The sequence below is a fragment of the Terrisporobacter glycolicus ATCC 14880 = DSM 1288 genome (assembly GCF_036812735.1).
Lineage (GTDB): Bacteria > Bacillota > Clostridia > Peptostreptococcales > Peptostreptococcaceae > Terrisporobacter > Terrisporobacter glycolicus.
Genome location: NZ_CP117523.1, coordinates 2,710,109 through 2,727,695 on the forward strand (window position 1 = coordinate 2,710,109; position 17,587 = coordinate 2,727,695).

Annotated in this window: 25 protein-coding genes; 9 read left to right on the forward strand and 16 right to left on the reverse strand. The window is 26.3% G+C overall.

Going from position 1 to position 17,587, the window contains the following annotated elements:
* Positions 1–13: 13 nt before the first annotated feature.
* Positions 14–748, forward strand: a complete 735-nt coding sequence (locus TEGL_RS13445) for a glycerophosphodiester phosphodiesterase family protein (RefSeq protein WP_018590179.1) — start codon at positions 14–16, stop codon at positions 746–748.
* 123 nt (positions 749–871) lie between these two features.
* Entirely contained in the window at positions 872–1,510 is a 639-nt protein-coding gene (locus TEGL_RS13450) for an isochorismatase family cysteine hydrolase (RefSeq protein ID WP_018590178.1), read from the forward strand.
* Positions 1,511–1,568: 58 nt separating this feature from the next.
* On the opposite strand, the gene TEGL_RS13455 is transcribed toward TEGL_RS13450, so the two are convergent.
* The 3 genes from TEGL_RS13455 to TEGL_RS13465 all read right to left on the reverse strand — a co-directional run bounded on the left by TEGL_RS13455 (position 1,569) and on the right by TEGL_RS13465 (position 3,671).
* Positions 1,569–1,820 carry a hypothetical protein gene (locus tag TEGL_RS13455; protein WP_018590177.1) on the reverse strand — a complete coding sequence of 84 codons (252 nt, stop codon included), beginning with the start codon at positions 1,818–1,820 and terminating at the stop codon, positions 1,569–1,571.
* A 123-nt stretch (positions 1,821–1,943) separates the two neighbouring features.
* Positions 1,944–2,567 carry a DUF3867 family protein gene (locus tag TEGL_RS13460; protein ID WP_018590175.1) on the reverse strand — a complete coding sequence of 208 codons (624 nt, stop codon included), beginning with the start codon at positions 2,565–2,567 and terminating at the stop codon, positions 1,944–1,946.
* Between the two features lie 186 nt (positions 2,568–2,753).
* Entirely contained in the window at positions 2,754–3,671 is a 918-nt protein-coding gene (locus TEGL_RS13465; protein ID WP_018590174.1) for a S66 peptidase family protein, read from the reverse strand.
* A gap of 124 nt (positions 3,672–3,795) precedes the next feature.
* Here TEGL_RS13465 and TEGL_RS13470 point away from each other — a divergent pair, with 124 nt between their 5' ends.
* Positions 3,796–4,230: a YrvL family regulatory protein gene (locus tag TEGL_RS13470; RefSeq protein WP_081617861.1), complete on the forward strand. Its 435-nt coding sequence runs from the start codon at positions 3,796–3,798 to the stop codon at positions 4,228–4,230.
* 33 nt (positions 4,231–4,263) lie between these two features.
* On the opposite strand, the gene TEGL_RS13475 is transcribed toward TEGL_RS13470, so the two are convergent.
* The gene (locus TEGL_RS13475; protein ID WP_018590172.1) at positions 4,264–5,532 is read right to left on the reverse strand and encodes a Gfo/Idh/MocA family protein; all 1,269 of its coding nucleotides are present in this window, start codon (positions 5,530–5,532) and stop codon (positions 4,264–4,266) included.
* Between the two features lie 72 nt (positions 5,533–5,604).
* Complete coding sequence (locus tag TEGL_RS13480) at positions 5,605–6,483, reverse strand: DMT family transporter (protein ID WP_018590171.1); 879 nt, start codon at positions 6,481–6,483, stop codon at positions 5,605–5,607.
* Positions 6,484–6,701: 218 nt separating this feature from the next.
* On the opposite strand from TEGL_RS13480, the gene TEGL_RS13485 reads away from it, so the two are divergent.
* Positions 6,702–7,322: a TrkA C-terminal domain-containing protein gene (locus tag TEGL_RS13485; RefSeq protein WP_018590170.1), complete on the forward strand. Its 621-nt coding sequence runs from the start codon at positions 6,702–6,704 to the stop codon at positions 7,320–7,322.
* 66 nt (positions 7,323–7,388) lie between these two features.
* Here the strand turns inward: TEGL_RS13485 and glpK are convergent, their stop codons facing one another.
* The 5 genes from glpK to TEGL_RS13510 all read right to left on the reverse strand — a co-directional run bounded on the left by glpK (position 7,389) and on the right by TEGL_RS13510 (position 11,082).
* Positions 7,389–8,894, reverse strand: coding sequence for a glycerol kinase GlpK (gene glpK / locus TEGL_RS13490; RefSeq protein ID WP_018590169.1), 1,506 nt, complete (start codon positions 8,892–8,894; stop codon positions 7,389–7,391).
* Between the two features lie 214 nt (positions 8,895–9,108).
* On the reverse strand, positions 9,109–9,309 hold the full coding sequence (locus tag TEGL_RS13495) for a cold-shock protein (RefSeq protein ID WP_018590168.1): 201 nt from the start codon (positions 9,307–9,309) through the stop codon (positions 9,109–9,111).
* Between the two features lie 142 nt (positions 9,310–9,451).
* Entirely contained in the window at positions 9,452–9,709 is a 258-nt protein-coding gene (locus TEGL_RS13500; RefSeq protein ID WP_018590167.1) for a DUF1294 domain-containing protein, read from the reverse strand.
* Between the two features lie 10 nt (positions 9,710–9,719).
* Complete coding sequence (locus TEGL_RS13505) at positions 9,720–10,259, reverse strand: hypothetical protein (RefSeq protein WP_018590166.1); 540 nt, start codon at positions 10,257–10,259, stop codon at positions 9,720–9,722.
* Positions 10,260–10,404: 145 nt separating this feature from the next.
* On the reverse strand, positions 10,405–11,082 hold the full coding sequence (locus TEGL_RS13510; RefSeq protein ID WP_018590165.1) for a class I SAM-dependent methyltransferase: 678 nt from the start codon (positions 11,080–11,082) through the stop codon (positions 10,405–10,407).
* Positions 11,083–11,180: 98 nt separating this feature from the next.
* On the opposite strand from TEGL_RS13510, the gene TEGL_RS13515 reads away from it, so the two are divergent.
* Both TEGL_RS13515 and TEGL_RS13520 read left to right on the forward strand, forming a co-directional pair.
* Positions 11,181–11,699 (forward strand): superoxide dismutase family protein, encoded by a 519-nt coding sequence (locus TEGL_RS13515; RefSeq protein WP_018590164.1) that lies wholly within the window; start codon positions 11,181–11,183, stop codon positions 11,697–11,699.
* A gap of 121 nt (positions 11,700–11,820) precedes the next feature.
* Positions 11,821–12,462, forward strand: a complete 642-nt coding sequence (locus TEGL_RS13520) for a GyrI-like domain-containing protein (protein WP_018590163.1) — start codon at positions 11,821–11,823, stop codon at positions 12,460–12,462.
* A gap of 60 nt (positions 12,463–12,522) precedes the next feature.
* Here TEGL_RS13520 and TEGL_RS13525 read toward each other — a convergent pair whose 3' ends face one another.
* The 4 genes from TEGL_RS13525 to TEGL_RS13540 form a co-directional block, all read right to left on the reverse strand.
* Complete coding sequence (locus TEGL_RS13525) at positions 12,523–13,404, reverse strand: CAP domain-containing protein (protein WP_027626963.1); 882 nt, start codon at positions 13,402–13,404, stop codon at positions 12,523–12,525.
* A 232-nt stretch (positions 13,405–13,636) separates the two neighbouring features.
* A complete protein-coding gene (locus TEGL_RS13530; protein ID WP_018589591.1) occupies positions 13,637–13,894 on the reverse strand; it encodes a hypothetical protein in 258 nt (85 codons plus the stop codon).
* Between the two features lie 149 nt (positions 13,895–14,043).
* On the reverse strand, positions 14,044–14,172 hold the full coding sequence (locus TEGL_RS13535) for a hypothetical protein (RefSeq protein ID WP_018589592.1): 129 nt from the start codon (positions 14,170–14,172) through the stop codon (positions 14,044–14,046).
* Positions 14,156–14,407, reverse strand: a complete 252-nt coding sequence (locus TEGL_RS13540) for a C-GCAxxG-C-C family (seleno)protein (RefSeq protein ID WP_018589593.1) — start codon at positions 14,405–14,407, stop codon at positions 14,156–14,158. Before TEGL_RS13540 ends, TEGL_RS13535 begins: the two co-directional genes overlap by 17 nt.
* Before the next feature lie 425 nt (positions 14,408–14,832).
* Here TEGL_RS13540 and TEGL_RS13545 point away from each other — a divergent pair, with 425 nt between their 5' ends.
* Positions 14,833–15,288, forward strand: a complete 456-nt coding sequence (locus TEGL_RS13545; RefSeq protein WP_018589594.1) for a hypothetical protein — start codon at positions 14,833–14,835, stop codon at positions 15,286–15,288.
* 66 nt (positions 15,289–15,354) lie between these two features.
* Here TEGL_RS13545 and TEGL_RS13550 read toward each other — a convergent pair whose 3' ends face one another.
* The gene (locus TEGL_RS13550; protein ID WP_018589595.1) at positions 15,355–15,615 is read right to left on the reverse strand and encodes a TIGR03905 family TSCPD domain-containing protein; all 261 of its coding nucleotides are present in this window, start codon (positions 15,613–15,615) and stop codon (positions 15,355–15,357) included.
* Between the two features lie 145 nt (positions 15,616–15,760).
* On the opposite strand from TEGL_RS13550, the gene TEGL_RS13555 reads away from it, so the two are divergent.
* Both TEGL_RS13555 and TEGL_RS13560 read left to right on the forward strand, forming a co-directional pair.
* Complete coding sequence (locus tag TEGL_RS13555) at positions 15,761–16,177, forward strand: hypothetical protein (protein ID WP_018589596.1); 417 nt, start codon at positions 15,761–15,763, stop codon at positions 16,175–16,177.
* A 109-nt stretch (positions 16,178–16,286) separates the two neighbouring features.
* On the forward strand, positions 16,287–17,045 hold the full coding sequence (locus TEGL_RS13560; protein WP_018589597.1) for a peptidylprolyl isomerase: 759 nt from the start codon (positions 16,287–16,289) through the stop codon (positions 17,043–17,045).
* Positions 17,046–17,086: 41 nt separating this feature from the next.
* Here TEGL_RS13560 and TEGL_RS13565 read toward each other — a convergent pair whose 3' ends face one another.
* Positions 17,087–17,569, reverse strand: a complete 483-nt coding sequence (locus tag TEGL_RS13565; RefSeq protein ID WP_018589598.1) for an Lrp/AsnC family transcriptional regulator — start codon at positions 17,567–17,569, stop codon at positions 17,087–17,089.
* Positions 17,570–17,587 lie beyond the last annotated feature (18 nt).

Genomic DNA, 17,587 nt, shown 5'->3' on the forward strand with positions numbered 1-17,587 from the left:
GGAGGTTTAGATAATGAAAATAATCGCCCATAGAGGACTAAGTGGGTTTTATCCAGAAAACACTATGTTAGCCTTTAAGAAATGTCTTGACTTAAACATATATGGCATTGAAATAGATGTTCAAAAAACAAAAGACAATCATCTTGTAGTTATACACGATGAAAAAGTTGACAGAACATTTAGTGGTACCGGTTATATTAAAGATATGACTTTAAAAGAACTTCAATCTTTAAATTCTAATTTCAAAAATTATGAAAATAACAAGGACTGCAAAATACCTACTCTAAAAGAGGTTCTTATATTATTTAAACCTACAGACTTTATAATAAACATAGAACTAAAAAATAGCAAAATAAAATACAAACACTTAGAAGAAAATGTGATTCACTTAGTAAAGGAATTAAAAATGGAAAGAAGGGTAATTATATCTTCTTTTAGGATAAAGAGCCTTCATAAAGTAAAAGCTCTTTGTCCTAAAATACCAAGGTCTTATTTGATCAGTAAAAAATTTTATAAATATAGACTTAAAAGTATAATCTTTTCAAAAGTTATAAAAAACAAATCTACTTATATAAGTAGTAGTTATTCTATTACAGACAAAAAATTTATTAAGAAATGCCATAGAAGAGATCTGCAAATTCTTTGTTACACAGTAAATACCGTTGAAGAATATGAAAAACTATTAAAATTTAAAGCAGATGGAATATTTACTGATTTTCCTAATATACTTTCCTCAATAGATAAATAAATTTCATATATATTTATGAAATTTTAGTAAAGTTTTAAACAATTCCAAGGTGTATATACACATGTATTGACATAATCTCTTAGTAAATATAAAATAAGCTTATATTATATTGGGAGGTTTTTTATGGAAAAAATATTAGATAACTACAAAGCATTGGTAAATAATTTAAATAATTTATCTAACATTGATATTAATGACTATGATTTAAATAAAACCGGATTATTTATAGTAGATATGAATAATGGATTTGCCAAAGAAGGTGCTCTATCTTCTCCAAGAGTAGAAAAAATAATAAATCCTATAGCTGATTTTGGAAAATTAATCTGTTCTAAAATAAATACAATTGTAGCTTTTACAGACACTCATAATGAAGATGATGTAGAGCTAAAAAGTTACCCTGCTCATTGTTTAAGAGGAGATAAAGAAAGCGAAATTGTAAAGGAAATACTAGATATAAATAATATAGAGATATTAGAAAAAAACTCTACCAATGGATTTTTTGTTATGAATATGGAAAAATACAAAAACTTGGATAATTTCATAGTTGTAGGATGTTGTACTGATATTTGTGTCTATCAATTTGTGCTAACTTTAAAAACATACTTCAATCAAAATAACTTAGATAAAAACATTATAGTTCCTGTAAATTTAGTGGAAACTTATGATATAGATATGATTCATAGCGGTGATTTTTTTAACACTGTTTTTTTGAATAGTATGATGCAAAACGGAATTAATGTAGTTAAAAGTATTTTAATATAATTAAATTAAAAGGTGTTGTTTCTTTTGGAAATAACACCTTTTTTATTATAATTGCAAATTAGACTACAATATTGTTTGTAAGTGTCATACCTAACAATACAAAGCCAAGAAAAATGTTTATAATTCCTAATGTACAGTCTTCGGATTCAGTATTAACCAATATTTCTTCGAATCCCGTGTAAAATAATCCAGCTATACATAAACATGAAATAATTAAAATCGTTGGTATTCCTAAAATATAGATTTCATTAATACCTAAAAATAACGCTAAAAATAATAATAAAGTTTCCTTTACTGCCGTTAATATCATTTTCTATTCCTCCATTCCCCCCTTATACCCCTATTGTATTTCACTTCTTTCAATAAATCCATAATATTTAAAATTTTCTGTAAATATTTCACATAAAAAATACACTCCTATTTGAAGTGTATTTTAATAATCGTACTCTTTGCATTTTTCACAAATAGTTATTTTTAATTTTTCATTGTTAATACTTTTGTATGATAATAATAATTCATTCAGTTGAGCATCTACTAAATTTATGCAACCTTCACTAATTAAAGTTACGTTCTCTTTTTCAATAATAATTTTCATATCATTTACTTCATTCTTTAAAAAAGTTGTTGTTAACTCCTTACTTTCTAAATCTTTATTATATTTTTTATAAAAATCAGAGTTTTTATCTATATCATAATCTACTTTTTCTTTTATTTCATTTATTGTACTTTGTGTATTATTTGTAGGATTAAATTTATTTAAATCATCAAAGCTTAAGCTGTTAGGGTTTAAACCAAGATTTTTTATTTGCTGGTCCAGCTCCGTTGGATCTACCCCATATCTTTCCATTAATTTATTTTGCATTTTTAAAAACTTCTCTTGTGATATATTATTTTCTCTCATATATTCATATATTTTAGATGTAAATTGAGACATAGTCATACTTCCATCTGCCACAGAGAAATATAAATCATACATATAATTTTCAAATTTATCTACATCACTGTCTTTCACTTTATTTTTTAATTCATTAAAATCAATTATTCTATCATCAGACATGTTAATTCCTCCTGCCAAAATTATACTTAATATGAATTATACCACACTTATTTAAATATACATAATATAAAAATATAAAAAGAAATGTGGTGATTACTTTGTCATTTCGTCTCTTTCTTGTTTTTGCTATTTTATTAATATTAGTTACACCTCAGAATAAATCATCTTAAGGATAGTTTACTATCCTTAATTTATGCTTTTCATTAATATTATTTTATTTTCATAAGAGTTAAGGCAACAATTCATATTTAAAGGTATGGTAACCATAGGCATACAGTGACCAGACTTCAAGTTACATATAGTTGGCTTTTTATTTTTTATAGCAATCTCTTTAAGTATATTTAAAATTCCTTCGTCATTTTGAAATGCTTTTTTACAATTTGTAAATTCTCCAAATATTATTCCTTTACAATCATTAAACTTACTGGCCATTTGCATATGATTTAACATTTTATCAACTTTATAAGTATATTCTCCTATTTCCTCTATAAATAATATTTTATTTTTTGTGTCTATTTCATATTTAGTTCCCAGTGTTGAAACAATTACAGATAAATTTCCTCCTGTTATTACACCTTCACAATAACCTTCATATAAGGACATTAAGTTTTCATTAGATGGATTTTCAATTACTAATTCTTCTTTAAAATTTAAAGCTTTTGTCAATGAACTATAAGTAAATTCGTCCCATTTTTTTATACTTGCCGCCATAATACCGTGATAAGTTACTAAGTTAGATAGCTGATTTATAGCTATATGAAGAGCTGTAACATCAGAAAAACCTATAAATGCCTTAGGATTATCTCTAATTATAGTAAAATCTATTAAATCGAGAATCCTGGCACATCCATATCCTCCTCTAACGCAAATAATAGCGTCTATATTTTTATCTAAAAACATTCTCTCTAAATCTAAAGCTCTTTCTTTGTCTTTACCACTTAAATATCCTTTGTATGATAAATAGCAACTCTTTCCTATCTTAACTTCATAACCTAGTCTATTTAATTCATATTTTATTTCTTCTATTTTTATATCTCTTAAGGGCCCTGCTGGTGCAATCAACCCTATCGTATCTCCTTTTTTTAAATGATCTGGATATCTCATATTATCCCCCATTCCATAATATTTTACTTATTTATTAGCATTTTATACGAATTACAATAGTAATATTACTATAAGTAAATTTATAAATATTTATAGTTATATATTATTAAAATTTTTCTAGGAGTTGATTAATATAAAAAAAGAAAAAATAGTACTAAAATTTACCCTAATTTCTTTTATTATCTATATGGTTACCATGTTAATTTTTGAGGCAATTATATATACAATAGCAGGAATAGGTTTTTTATCTTTTTTAGGATTTACATATGATTCATATACAAACGTTATAATATTCCTAATAATTTGCTATATTATGCTTATCCCTGCCGATTATTACACTTCTATTTTAATTGGTTTATTTAAAGTTAAAAGCAATATTTCTAGGTTTCAACAAAGAGCCATGGATTTTATTCTATATACTTCTTTTTCTTGTTTAGTAGTTGGAATTGTAGATTTTTTTATGGAAGGAATAAGTATAAGTCCCGCTAATCAAATTCTTTTTGTTTTACTTTACTATCTACTAGAAATATATTCTGATGTTTTACTTTTAAGCAAATAAAAAGTCTATCAAAGGATAGACTTTTTATTTATACTAAAATAATAATTTTTCAATTTTCTTGGTCATTTCACAAGATTCACCCCAAAACTCATCTATATCTACTACCGTTTCACTTACATTTGCAAACTCACATGCAAATCCTGTAACATGACTATTTATAGTTGAAAGAACACTGGATTTCAAATCACAAATATTTCTATTTTTTATTTTTTTTATAAAATCCCTTATTAATCGTTCTTCAGAATTATCTTTATCAAGCTTAATTACTACTTCTTTCTCATTTATAAATTTTTTAATAGTAATAGTGTTATCTTGCAAATCTGCATAAACTTCTCCATGAGTAAACATGAGTGTTAAGTTTCTATTTTCTTTTTTCATAAATGCACTAATATTAAGTGTTGCTGTAATATTATTTTTAAATTTAAGTATGCTTATTAGATTATCAGAAACATTATTATCACAAGAATATACACATTGTCCATATTGGCCCTCTTTTAATATATTCTTTACGTTTTCCTCCGTTGGATTTATATGTAGTGCATGACTCATTTCATCATCATTAAGGTAAATTTTTTGAGCACAATAAGGACATTCTTTTTCTTTACTACATCTTATACATAGCTCACTCATATCTAGTTGCAAATTTTTCCTTATAAAGTGATTTAGTTTACCGAAAGATGAAATCTTCTCACATTGTGAATTTGTTAAAAATTCAAGTATATCTAAATCATAGCAACTATTTGTTAAAATAAGTGGAGCCGTATCATTATCCAATCTCCAATTTCCTCTTACAAAATTATGTGCAAATTTCTTGTACCCTATATAAGAATTATAATTAATATTAATTAAATTTCCCATTTCTTTGCTTAATATTATTTCTCTAATCTTTAAGAATAAATTTGAATATCTAAAAGGCATTGTAGCCATAAAAATTTTATCTTTGTTTTTTTCACATAAATCTTTTAAATGAAATAATTTATCTAGGTTATTAGCAACAGGACCTTCAACTAAAACATCATAGCCTTTTTCTAAAGCAGCAGTCGCTATATGAAAATGAGTATTATCATTACTACAAACTATAACTGCATCTGCCATTTTTTCTTTTTCAAAAAAAACATTTATATCTTCAAATACTTTATTCTCAGGTAAATCGAATATTTCCTTAAACTTTTCTCTTCTTCCTATTTTAATTTCTACAACTGCTACAACTTCACATATATCATTATTATTTTTTATAAATTTACCATAGGTGTATCTCCCCCTTACACCTGCTCCAATTATAGCTAATTTAACTTTATTCATCAGACAATCCCCTTTATTAGAAAAATAAATTACTTCTATAAATAATTATAATATACATTTTTCATATTTAGATTATTTTATTAACTTATCTTGTTTTTTGTTATATAGGAACATATACAAAGCTGCTGCAAATATTATAAAGTAACCTACAACACTAATACTATCTGGATATGCACCAAATAAGAATATACTTAAAATAGCTGAGAATATGATATTACTATAATCAAATATTGAAATTTCTTTAGCTGGAGCATATTTATAAGCCAAAGTAATTCCAAATTGACCAAGACTGGCAAATACACCTGCTAATATTAAATAAATAAACTGCATCGATGTCATTGGCTCATAAACCATTAGAAACATTGGTAAAACTGTAATTAATGAAAATGTAGAAAAGAAAAATACAATGGTATAATACTCTTCTTTATTTCCTAGCATCCTTACAAAAGTATATGCAAGAGCAGCGAATACTGCACTTAAAAAGCCTATCATATATGGCACAACTCTAACATCAAAGGTAGGTTTTATTATAAATAGTGCCCCAATAAATGCAACAATTATAGCTGATATTTGTTTCACATTAATTTTTTCCTTTAATATCAAAGCACAAAATATTACTACTAAAAATGGACTTATTTTATTTAACATATTTGCATCTGATAATACTAGCTTATCTATAGCATAATAATTAAAAATAACTCCAATTGTTCCAAATATAGAACGATATATTAATATTTTTCTATTTTCTTTTTTTCCTGTAAAGCTTCCTTTATGTTTTATTATTAAAAATAATGCAATTGTTGCAGCTACCAAATTTCTAAAAAACACTTTTTGCATATTAGGTAAGTCACCTGATAATTTTATAAAAGCCGACATAACTGCAAATCCAAAGGCAGATAAAATTATAAAGAATATGCCTTTTAATCTGTTTGATTTTGTTATTTCACTCATTTTTTCTCCTTTTATTATTAATTTTTCCTAAAATGATACTAATCTATTTTATATGGGTAAAATGCAATAGTCAAATTTTTTATACCCATTTCATTACATTTATATTTATACATATTCATATTTTTTATAATAGTATATTGCATATTTCTAAATTATCTATACAATATTAATAGTGATATTATTTTATATTTTACAATTTTAAAATAGAAGGTGAATAAATGAAAGAAAAATATACCGTTCCTATATATCAAAAAATAGCATTAGATTTAGCAAATAAGATACATACTGGGGACATAAAAGAAGGTAGTACTCTTTATGGTCGTTCTATACTTGCTGGGAAATACAATGTTTCTCCAGAGACAATAAGAAGAGCAATAAAACTACTAGAAGATATCGACATAGTTGAAAGTATAAAAGGTAAAGGTGTAATAGTTTTATCTTCTAATAATGCATTATCTTTTATAAAAAAATATGAAGACATTACAAACATATCTTCTTATAAAAGTAATTTATATAGATTACTTGAAGATAAATCAAGAATTGATAGCGATATAATTCTTACATTAAACAAAATATTAGATTACTCTGATAGATTAGAAGTTATTAATCCGCTAGTTCCTATACAGTTTACTGTAGAAGCTCACTGTAAATTCATTGGAAAAACAGCAGCAGAAACTAAATTTTGGCAAAATACTGGCGCTACTATTGTTGCAATAAAAAGAGGAGATGAATTAATTATTTCTCCAGGACCTTATATAGTATTTATGGAAAAAGATATCTTATTAGTTGTTGGTGATAGATATATTTACAACTCAGTACCAACTTTCTTATACGATTAAATTTTTACTTGAAAATTTACTATTAATAAAGGCATATGAAGCTTGTAACCTTCATATGCCTTCTTATTATTCTTCGTCTTCTCTAGCCCAATCAAGTGCTCTAGATACAGACTTTTTCCATCCCTTATATAGTTTTTTTCTTTTCTCCTCTTCCATAGAAGGTGTAAAATGCTTATCTAACCTACAATTATTTTTTATATTGCTAAGATCATCGTAAAAACCTACTGCTAATCCTGCTAAATATGCTGCACCAAGAGCAGTTGTCTCTACAACTTTAGGTCTATCTATATTTACATTTAAAATATCTGATTGAAACTGCATTAAGAAATTATTTTTACTAGCACCGCCATCAACTCTTAGGTCCTTTAATAATATATTAGAATCTTCTTCCATAGCAGAAAGCACATCCTTAGTTTGATAAGCTATAGATTCCAAAGTTGCTCTAATTATATGCTCCTTCTTAGCACCTCTACTAAGACCAAGTATAGTCCCCCTTGCATACATATCCCAGTATGGTGCACCAAGACCTGTAAATGCTGGCACCACATATACCCCCTTTGTATCATCTACTTTATTTGCATAGTCTTCACTATCAGAAGCATTCTTTAACATACGAAGTTCATCTCTAAGCCATTGAATAGATGCACCACCCATAAATATACTTCCTTCTAATGCATAAGTTACACTCTCTCCTATACCCCATGCAATTGTAGTTAATAATCCATTTTTTGATTTAACTAATTTGTTTCCTGTATTCATTAATAAGAAACAGCCTGTTCCATAAGTATTTTTAGCGCTACCTTCTTCAAAACAAGTTTGTCCAAATAATGCTGATTGTTGGTCACCTGCACATCCTGAAATAGGAACTTCTTCTCCTAATATATGCATATCTGTATTACCATATATATAACTAGATGGTTTAACTTCAGGAAGCATACTTAATGGAATATCAAGCTCATTTAGTATATCTTCATCCCATTTTAATTCATTTATATTAAACATCATTGTTCTAGAAGCATTTGAATAGTCTGTAACATGAACTTTTTTATTTGTCAACTTCCATATTAGCCAAGTATCTACAGTTCCAAATAAAAGTTCTCCTCTTTCAGCTTTTTTTCTAGCACCTTTCACATTGTCTAAAATCCATTTAACTTTTGTTGCAGAAAAATATGCATCTATAATAAGACCTGTCTTATCCCTTATAACCTGTTCTAGTTTTTTTTCCTTCAATTCATCACAAATTTTCGAAGTCCTTCTACATTGCCATACAATGGCGTTATAAATAGGTTTTCCTGTATTTTTATCCCATACTATTGTAGTTTCTCTTTGATTTGTTATTCCTATAGCAGCTATTTCTTTTGGGTCTATTGATGCAGTTTCTACAACTTCTCTCATAACGCCGCTTTGACATCCCCAAATTTCCATAGGATCATGTTCTACCCATCCTGACTGTGGGAATATTTGACTAAACTCTTTTTGTGATACAGATACTATTTCACCTTGTTTATTAAAAATTACCGCTCTAGAGCTTGTCGTTCCTTGGTCTAGGGCAATTACATATTTTTTTTCCATCAATCTTCCTCCAATTTTAAAAATGAAACCTTATATTAAAATCATATTATTTGTCTATATATTTTAATTATATATTTTCATAATTAGTTTGTAAAAGAATTTTCTATTTTGTCATTTATTAATATTTACTTTAATTAACTTAAATGATATACCTTTATTTTTACCACTAAAAAAAGACCCCCGTAGGGGTCTCAAAAGCATTCTGACAAATATATTATAATATAGTTATGTTAGCTGCTTGAAGACCTTTAGCACCTTCAACTATATCAAAGCTTACTTTTTGACCTTCTTCTAATGATTTGAATCCATCACCTTGTATAGCTGTGAAATGAGCGAATACATCATCTCCACCTTCTACAGATATAAATCCGAATCCTTTTTCGTTGTTAAACCATTTTACTGTTCCGTTATTCATTTTGGAATCTCCTATAAACCTACATCAAGCTTTTCTTGACTTACTGTGTATTTCTACAATATTTATTATAACATTATATTTTAAAAATAGCTACATTTTATTTTTGTAATTTTAATTTTTCGTATCTCATTTATATAACCATTTATAGTATTTTTATTATACTGTAGAATATTATTATATTAGAAATTAGGAATAATGGAACGCCATATACAAACTTGTTGTGCTTGGTCTTGTGATGAAACTTGTACATCCCCATTAACACCCCTAGACTTCCTCCTATAATACATATAAAAAACAAGTTCTTTTCTGGTATTCTATAAGCATTTTTTATAGCTTTTTTCTTGTCTATATTCATTATAAAAAATCCAATTATGTTTATTATTATTAAGTAATATATCAATTTACTTCTCCTAACTAACTTCCTCAATCTTTATTCCTTTTACTATACTATCTAGTATGTTTGCACTATTCTTATAATTTTCCATATTTGTTTCTAAATGAATTCGAAAATCCCACTGTTCTGTGGAGATTAATATATCTTCATTGAAAACTTCTTTGCCATCTGTTTTAGTTTTATATGTGGCTTTAAGAGCTGGATAAGATAAATTCATACTCATTTCATTATTTATACTTTTATCCGTACACTTTAAGTCATATATATCTTTATTTTCTATGTATACTGGAAAATCTGAGTACTCTTTATGCTTCATTCTTTCTAAAGTAAATTTAATATTCTCATATCTGTAACTTTGTTTGTAATATCCATCATCTTTATTTTCTTCATCTATAAATTCACTTTCTTCAAAATACTTACTATTGCTCACCATTATCAAATTTACAGGTGGTGTATTTTTACCTTCATCCACAACTTCTTTCTTACTTTCTTTGTTATTACATCCTACGATAAATAATAAACATAGTGATATAATTAAAATACTTAATCTTTTCAATTTAATTCCTCCTTTTAATCTATACTCCATATAAGAGTAGCTATAGTAGAACTTATTTCTTCTTCTACACAACCATTATGACTTATATCTTTTAAAAATTGTTTTATTTCATTTTCCTCATCTTCATTAATCTTTCTAATTGTTTTTATTTTTTTATGTATGTATTATAGGCTTTTTTCAATGGTTCCTTATAAAACCAATTTTTATCTTCATAATCGATTTTTGGCATATATCCTTGTAATAATAACATATTTATAGCATATAAAAAATTTAAATTTGGTTTACTCTCTGGAGCATTTAAAATTTTTCTTATTTTATCATAAACAGAATCATTTCTTTTTATATTACTCCTTAGTGCACAATATTTCTTACTAGCTTCATTCATTTTCTCAAGAGTAGATACACTTTGTATAGCAGGTGTCATGGATGCAAATACTAAATCAAACTGTTTATATAAATTTGATTTTTTTATATTTAGTTCATGCCAATCGTCACAAATAAAAGAAACATTATTAATATTAAACTTTCTTTTATTCTCATTAGCATAATATATCATTTTAGGTGATAAGTCTACTCCATATATATGATTGCATTCCTTAGATAAGGAAATGGTATATTTTCCGCCTCCACAACCTACATCTAGTACTTTAAAGTCATTTTTTATGAAGTTTCTATTTTTCAAAAATTTCATGAAGTTATCATTTTCCATAGTTAAAATTTTATAATTTCCAAAATGTTCTGCCTTTTCGTCCCATAAATTTATGTTAGCTTCTTTATCCTGATTTTTTAATTTCCACTTCAATTTTATTTCGTTTATATCCATTTATTCCCCTCCTAAAATTTCACCTATTTATATTGTAACAATTTATATTTAAAAATCATAAAATACTTTATATAATTTTAAATATAAGGGGGTTAAATATGGACTTTCCAATAATAAATAATGAGATGATTAAAGTTTTTTCATCTTATCGACCTAATTACCCTACGGCTATTGCAAATATTCAAGGTAATGCAAATAATCCATCCTTAAAAGGTGAAGTACTTTTTTATCAATTAGATGAAGGTGTATATATTAAAGCATATATTATAGGAATACCTAACACTAATTCTAAGGGTGAGCCTACTAAATTTCATGGATTTCATATACACGATATAGGAGATTGTAGTATTGGGACATCTCAAAATCCTTTCCCATCTACAGGCGGACATTTTAATCCTGGTAATAATGACCATCCTTTTCATGCTGGTGATTTACCTCCAATTTTATCTGCTAATGGTGTTGGAATTTTGTCTGTTTTTACAAATAATTTTCGTGTAATAGATATATTAGAAAGATCTATTATTCTTCATGAAAACCGAGATGATTTTACATCTCAACCTTCTGGTATGTCTGGTGATAAAATTGCTTGTGGCAAAATATTACCTTACCATTATTAAATAATTTTAATGATACTCTTTTATTTTTACAAACTTGACAATAATCAGCAATCTAACTATCATTTACTTAGTAGATTTTATTATTTATCTAATTTTTTTAAGTAATACATAAGGAGGACTTATGATTGAAAAGTATGATTTTAAAAAAGAGTATAAAAACTTGTATTCATCAAGGCAAAAACCAATATTAATAGATGTTCCACATTTAAATTATATTATGATAGATGGTAGAGGAAAACCAACGGGAGAAAACTACCAAAATGCTATGCAAATTTTATATGCTCTTACTTATACTATTAAAATGAGTAAAAAAGGAGATAAGCATATTGATGGCTATTATGAATATGTAATTCCTCCTTTAGAAGGTTTGTGGTACTTAGAAAATGGTAAGCTTGACTTTAATGTAAGCAAAGACAAATGGCTATGGACCTCTATGATTGCACAACCCAACTTTGTAAATGAAGATATTTTTAATTGGGCTTTAGATGAATGTAAAAATAAAAAACCTAATTTAGATTTTTCAAAAGCTAGGTTTCAAACTTTTACCGAAGGTCTTTGTGTACAGTCTATGCATATTGGCTCATATGATGATGAACTGAAAACTATTACTAAAATTGAAAAATATATGGAAGAAAATAATTTAGAAAATGCTACAGGTAATATTAGAAAGCACCACGAAATTTATTTATCTGATCCTCGAAGAACTTTACCTGAAAAATTAAGAACTATTCTTAGATTTCCTGTAGAAAAAACTTTATTTTAAAAAAAGGGCTGTGTTATAACAATATTTAATTGTTAATTACACAACCCTTTTAATTATTTATTATTTACCTATAAACATTTGTGTCCAATATAAAGTTCCATTTGAACTTTTTGCTACTCCCACACCTATATCTGTAAAGTTTGGATTTAATATGTTTTCTCTATGTCCTTGAGAATTCATCCAAGCATTTACAACTTCTGCTGGAGTTCTTTGACCCATAGCTATATTCTCTCCTGCTGCTCTATAACTTATATTAAATTGCTTCATCATGTCAAATGGTGAACCATAAGTTGGAGAAGTATGGCTAAAGTAATTTTTATTTATCATATCTTGTGATTTCAATGTTGCCACATTAGATAATTGACTATTGAAAGATAATTGACTTAAACCTCTTTTACTTCTTTCCACGTTAACAAGTCTAGTAACTTCTTTTTGGAAACTTGAAAAACTTCCTGTTGTACTTTGATTATTATTTGATGTATTATTGTCAGTATTTGGTTTTTCAACTACATTATCATTTGGTTTATTATTGTTTTCTGTATTAGTGTTGTTATTATTTGGTTTATTATTTGGTTTATTATTTGGTTTATTATTTGGTTTATTATTTGGTTTATTATTTGGTTTATTATTTGGTTTATTATTGTTTCCTGTATTAGTATTGTTATTATTTGGTTTATTATTGTTTCCTGTATTAGTGTTGTTATTATTTGGTTTATTATTGTTTCCTGTATTTCCTGTTGAAGAATCTTCTTCTTTAGATGGTTTATTATTGTTTCCTAGAGGTACTTTATATTTTTTACCATTTATGCTAAGGTATATTGCCCCTTTTGTTTTGTAAGTATCAATTGTCTTTTTACATAGCGCACTTGATGATACTATACTTGATCCTGCTATTACAGTAACTAATCCAGCTGTCAATAATGTTTTCAATTTTTTATTCATACTATCCACCGTCCTATTTTCTAATTTTGTAACTTTTTTGTAACCTTATGTGTACAGGTTACCCCTGTGATTAGTATTCTAGCATCATTTCATTAGATTTTTAACTGTTATTTAATGTAAATTTATTATTTTACCCTTAAAATCGTTGAAATATACATAATTTAAGATAAAAAAAATACAACATAATTTTCATTATGTTGTAACTTTTCAATTTAATTTTGTAACCTTTTTGTTAATTATCAAAATCTATATGATACGTTTGACCATCTGATTTTATATCTAAATAAGATAAATTAAATTGTTCTTCCATTACATCTATTTTGTACTCATATATTACATCATCTTCTTTTTTACTCATAAATATGTAACTACCCTCTTCTTTATCTTCTATTTCATCACATATTTCATCATAAATTTCTTCCCCACTTATTGATCCTCTATACCCTGATGCATATATTTTATCTTCTATCATTTTATATAACTCTTCCATTTGATGACACTCCTTGATAATAATTTTTTATTATAATTATATATTATACACAAATATAAAATAATTAAAATATTTTCTTTATTTCCTATTTTATAAATAAATAACCATAATTAACTATTCATAAAATATAACTAAAATTCAAATTATCATTAATATTCAATTTTTAACTCATCCGCTATTATTTGAGCTGTATCTTTAGCAACTTCCCCAATAATATTACAGCATTTATTCAATTTTTCTTTACTTTCTGGTTCTAACCCCTTAGTTATTTCCTTCACTTCTTCCAAATAGTAAGCCTATAGATATATTTGCCGCTGATAATGTTCCACAAATGCATCCACACCCTCCTACACCTCCAGAGAACCCCGAAGCAACTCTAACAATGCTATTATCTACATTCATATCAAAATTGTTTACAATTGCTTTTAATACAGATTCTGAACATGATAGCTTTTCATTTTTAAAGTAGTCTTGCGCCTCTTCTCCAATTGAATTTAAATTAAATTTTTTCATAACAAATCCCCCTTATTTTTTCATAATAAATTTACATTAAATTCTAATTACTTTTTTATAATGAATGTAAAGATAATCTTAGTGATATGGATTTTAATATCCTTGATGATGATGAAAAATTTTTCGTCATCATCTCCCCTTACTTTTTTTCCCACATAAAATAGCTCTCTATAGTTATTATTATCATAGTTAAATCAATTAGTTTTCAAATCATTTTTAATTCAATAAAATTATTATTATTTTAAAAATCTTTTCCCATCTCATTTATTTTCTTTTTATACTTTTTATGTTAAAATAGTTATTATATTTTGATAATCTTGAATATAAATTTTAATAGATATTTTGTTAATAATATAAATATAATATTTGTTTCAAGTATCAAAGATAAATAGATTAAATTCTATTAAGGAAACAGGAGGATTGAAATGAGCATAAGACAAAAATTTGCCGAATCATTTGCAAGATCTAAAACAATGACCGGCCCAGAAAAAAGAGCCAACGAAATAATGGGGAAAATCCTTTTAAAAAAAGCTATACTTCCAATAGTTGCTATGGTTGTAGTTATTATAGCATTTGCTGCACTAAGAATTAATGGTTGGTATGCTTTTGCAATAAACATAGCAATAGCAATTGGTACTTTCTTCTATATGAGAAATGCAAGTAAAAAGTATCAAGCTTTTAAACCTTATGTTGGTAACTTAATAAAAGTTGAGAAAAAAGGTAAAAAGGAATATGTTGCAATCATAAAACAAGGTAAAATGCCTGTTAAATTACAAATCGCCTATGGTGGAGAAGATTTAGAAAACATTAAGAAAAATCAACTTGTACAAATAAGCTACAATCCAGATTACAAAATAGCTATACTAGTTACAAAGCAATAATATTAATTAATAATTAATACATATAAAAAACTTCTACTAAAAATAGTAGAAGTTTTTTATTATCATTTACTCCTTATTAAGCACATAGTCTCTATAGATTTTAAGCGCCTTTGCAAGCTGATCTGGACAAGATGTATTTTTATTTCTACAAGGTATATATTCAAGTTGTTCAATTATTTCATCAATGTGTCTTCCTTCAACAAAATGTTTTAATGCTATTAACGAGCCATCGCACCCTCCATCAAATACTACATCTAATAAAATATCATCTTCGATATTTAATAAAATAGATTTTGAACAAACACCATGAGTATAATATCTATACATTTTCTTCACCCCCATAATAATTTATGATAAAAAAAATGCTATAATGATATTATAATTATTTATCTTAATACAATTTAACGTTTAAGAAGCAAAGTTGAGGTAAATAGTAATAATAAAATATTACTCATGTGAAAGGAGTATAACTTTGAAAAAAGAATATTATTTAGAAATGGGTTTTAGAGGGCTAACTCTTATTTTTTGGCCCATAATAATATACAAATGGATTTTCATTCCAAATATTTATATGGAGAGAAATTCTCTTTTAATCTTTACTATTTTGTCAATAATATACATAATAAATATTGGAATTTTACAAATAAAATATAAATTTTTAGATAATATAGTAATATACTATAGAGTTTCAACATTAATATCTTTTATCTTAACATTAGCATCATTTTTGCTATATCCTACTAATATAACACTAATGTGGTTAAAATTATTATCTATCTTTATCTACTTCTACATTTCTTTTAAAAATGTTTATAATCACAAAATAGAAGAATGTGTAGTAGGTATGATTAGCGCAGTATTATTGTTAGTCATAAGCATATGCTATTAATTACCATATGTTTATATAAGGAAATATTAGACATAGTATATATTTTTTGGTATTATTTATACTGAAAGTTATTATAAAATTTTAAGGGTACAAAGGAGTAACTAATAATATGGAAAAGAAAATATTAGCTAAAGTTGGAGAAAAAGAAATCTCTAACTTAGACATTCAAAGTGCAATCCAAGGACTAGATCCTTACCAAGCACAACAATTTCAAACTGAAGAAGGTCAAAAATATGTATTAGATGATTTAATAAATCAAGAATTACTATACATGTATGCAAAAGATAACAAAATAGACCAAGATGAAGAATTCAGAAATGAAATGAAAAGAGTAGAAGAAAATGTATTAAAACAATACGTTATAAACAAAATATTAACTAGTGTTAAATTAACTGAAGAAGAAAAAAGAGCTTTCTTTGAAGCTCAAAAGCAAAACTTTTCTAAACCAGAAACTGCTTCAGCTAAACATATATTAGTTGACAGCGAAGAAAAAGCTAATGATATATTAGGTAAAATAAATACTGGTGAAGTATCATTCGAAGACGCTGCTAAAGAACATTCTTCTTGCCCATCAAAAGATGCTGGTGGAGACTTAGGATCTTTTGGAAGAGGACAAATGGTTCCAGAATTTGAGGAAGCTGTATTCAATATGAATAAAGGCGAAGTAAGTGGACCTGTTAAAACTCAATTCGGATATCACTTAATTAAATTAGAAGATAGAAAAGAAAGTATTCTTCCTGAGTATGATGAAGTTTCTGAAGAAGTAGGAAAAACTTTATTATACCAAAAACAAGGTGAAGTTTATCAACAAAAATTAAACGAAGTTAAATCTTCATTCCCTAATGCAGTTGAATATATGAATAACTAATTAATAAAACAGCTCTTAGACAATCTAAGAGCTGTTTTTAATTATATAAATATTCCATTACTTTTATATTTTTTAGTTATTAAGTTAAAATTAACTTCTGTCACACCTTTAATTTTATACACTTCTTCAAATATAAAATTATTTAATTCTTGGAAGTCTTTCACATATCCATGAACATGTAATTCATTTTTCCCTGTTGTAGCATATACTGATTCTATTTGTGGATGTTTGCAAAGTTCATTTGCAACAAAATCAATTTCACTTGGTGTTGCAGATATTTGTAAAAATACAGCTGTATTAAGTCCTACTTTAGGTGAGTTAACCTGTACTGTAAACTTTTCAATTATTCCCTCTTCTGTCATTTTCATAACTCGCTCTCTTACTGCCATACGAGATAGATGTACTTCTCTTGCTATTTCTGCATAAGAAATTCTACAATCGTTTGCCAATAGCCTTAATATGTCCATGTCAATCTTATTTAACTTCAGGCCAATTTTATTAAAGTTCAAAGTATCTTCTTTCATAAAATCAACACCCCCCCT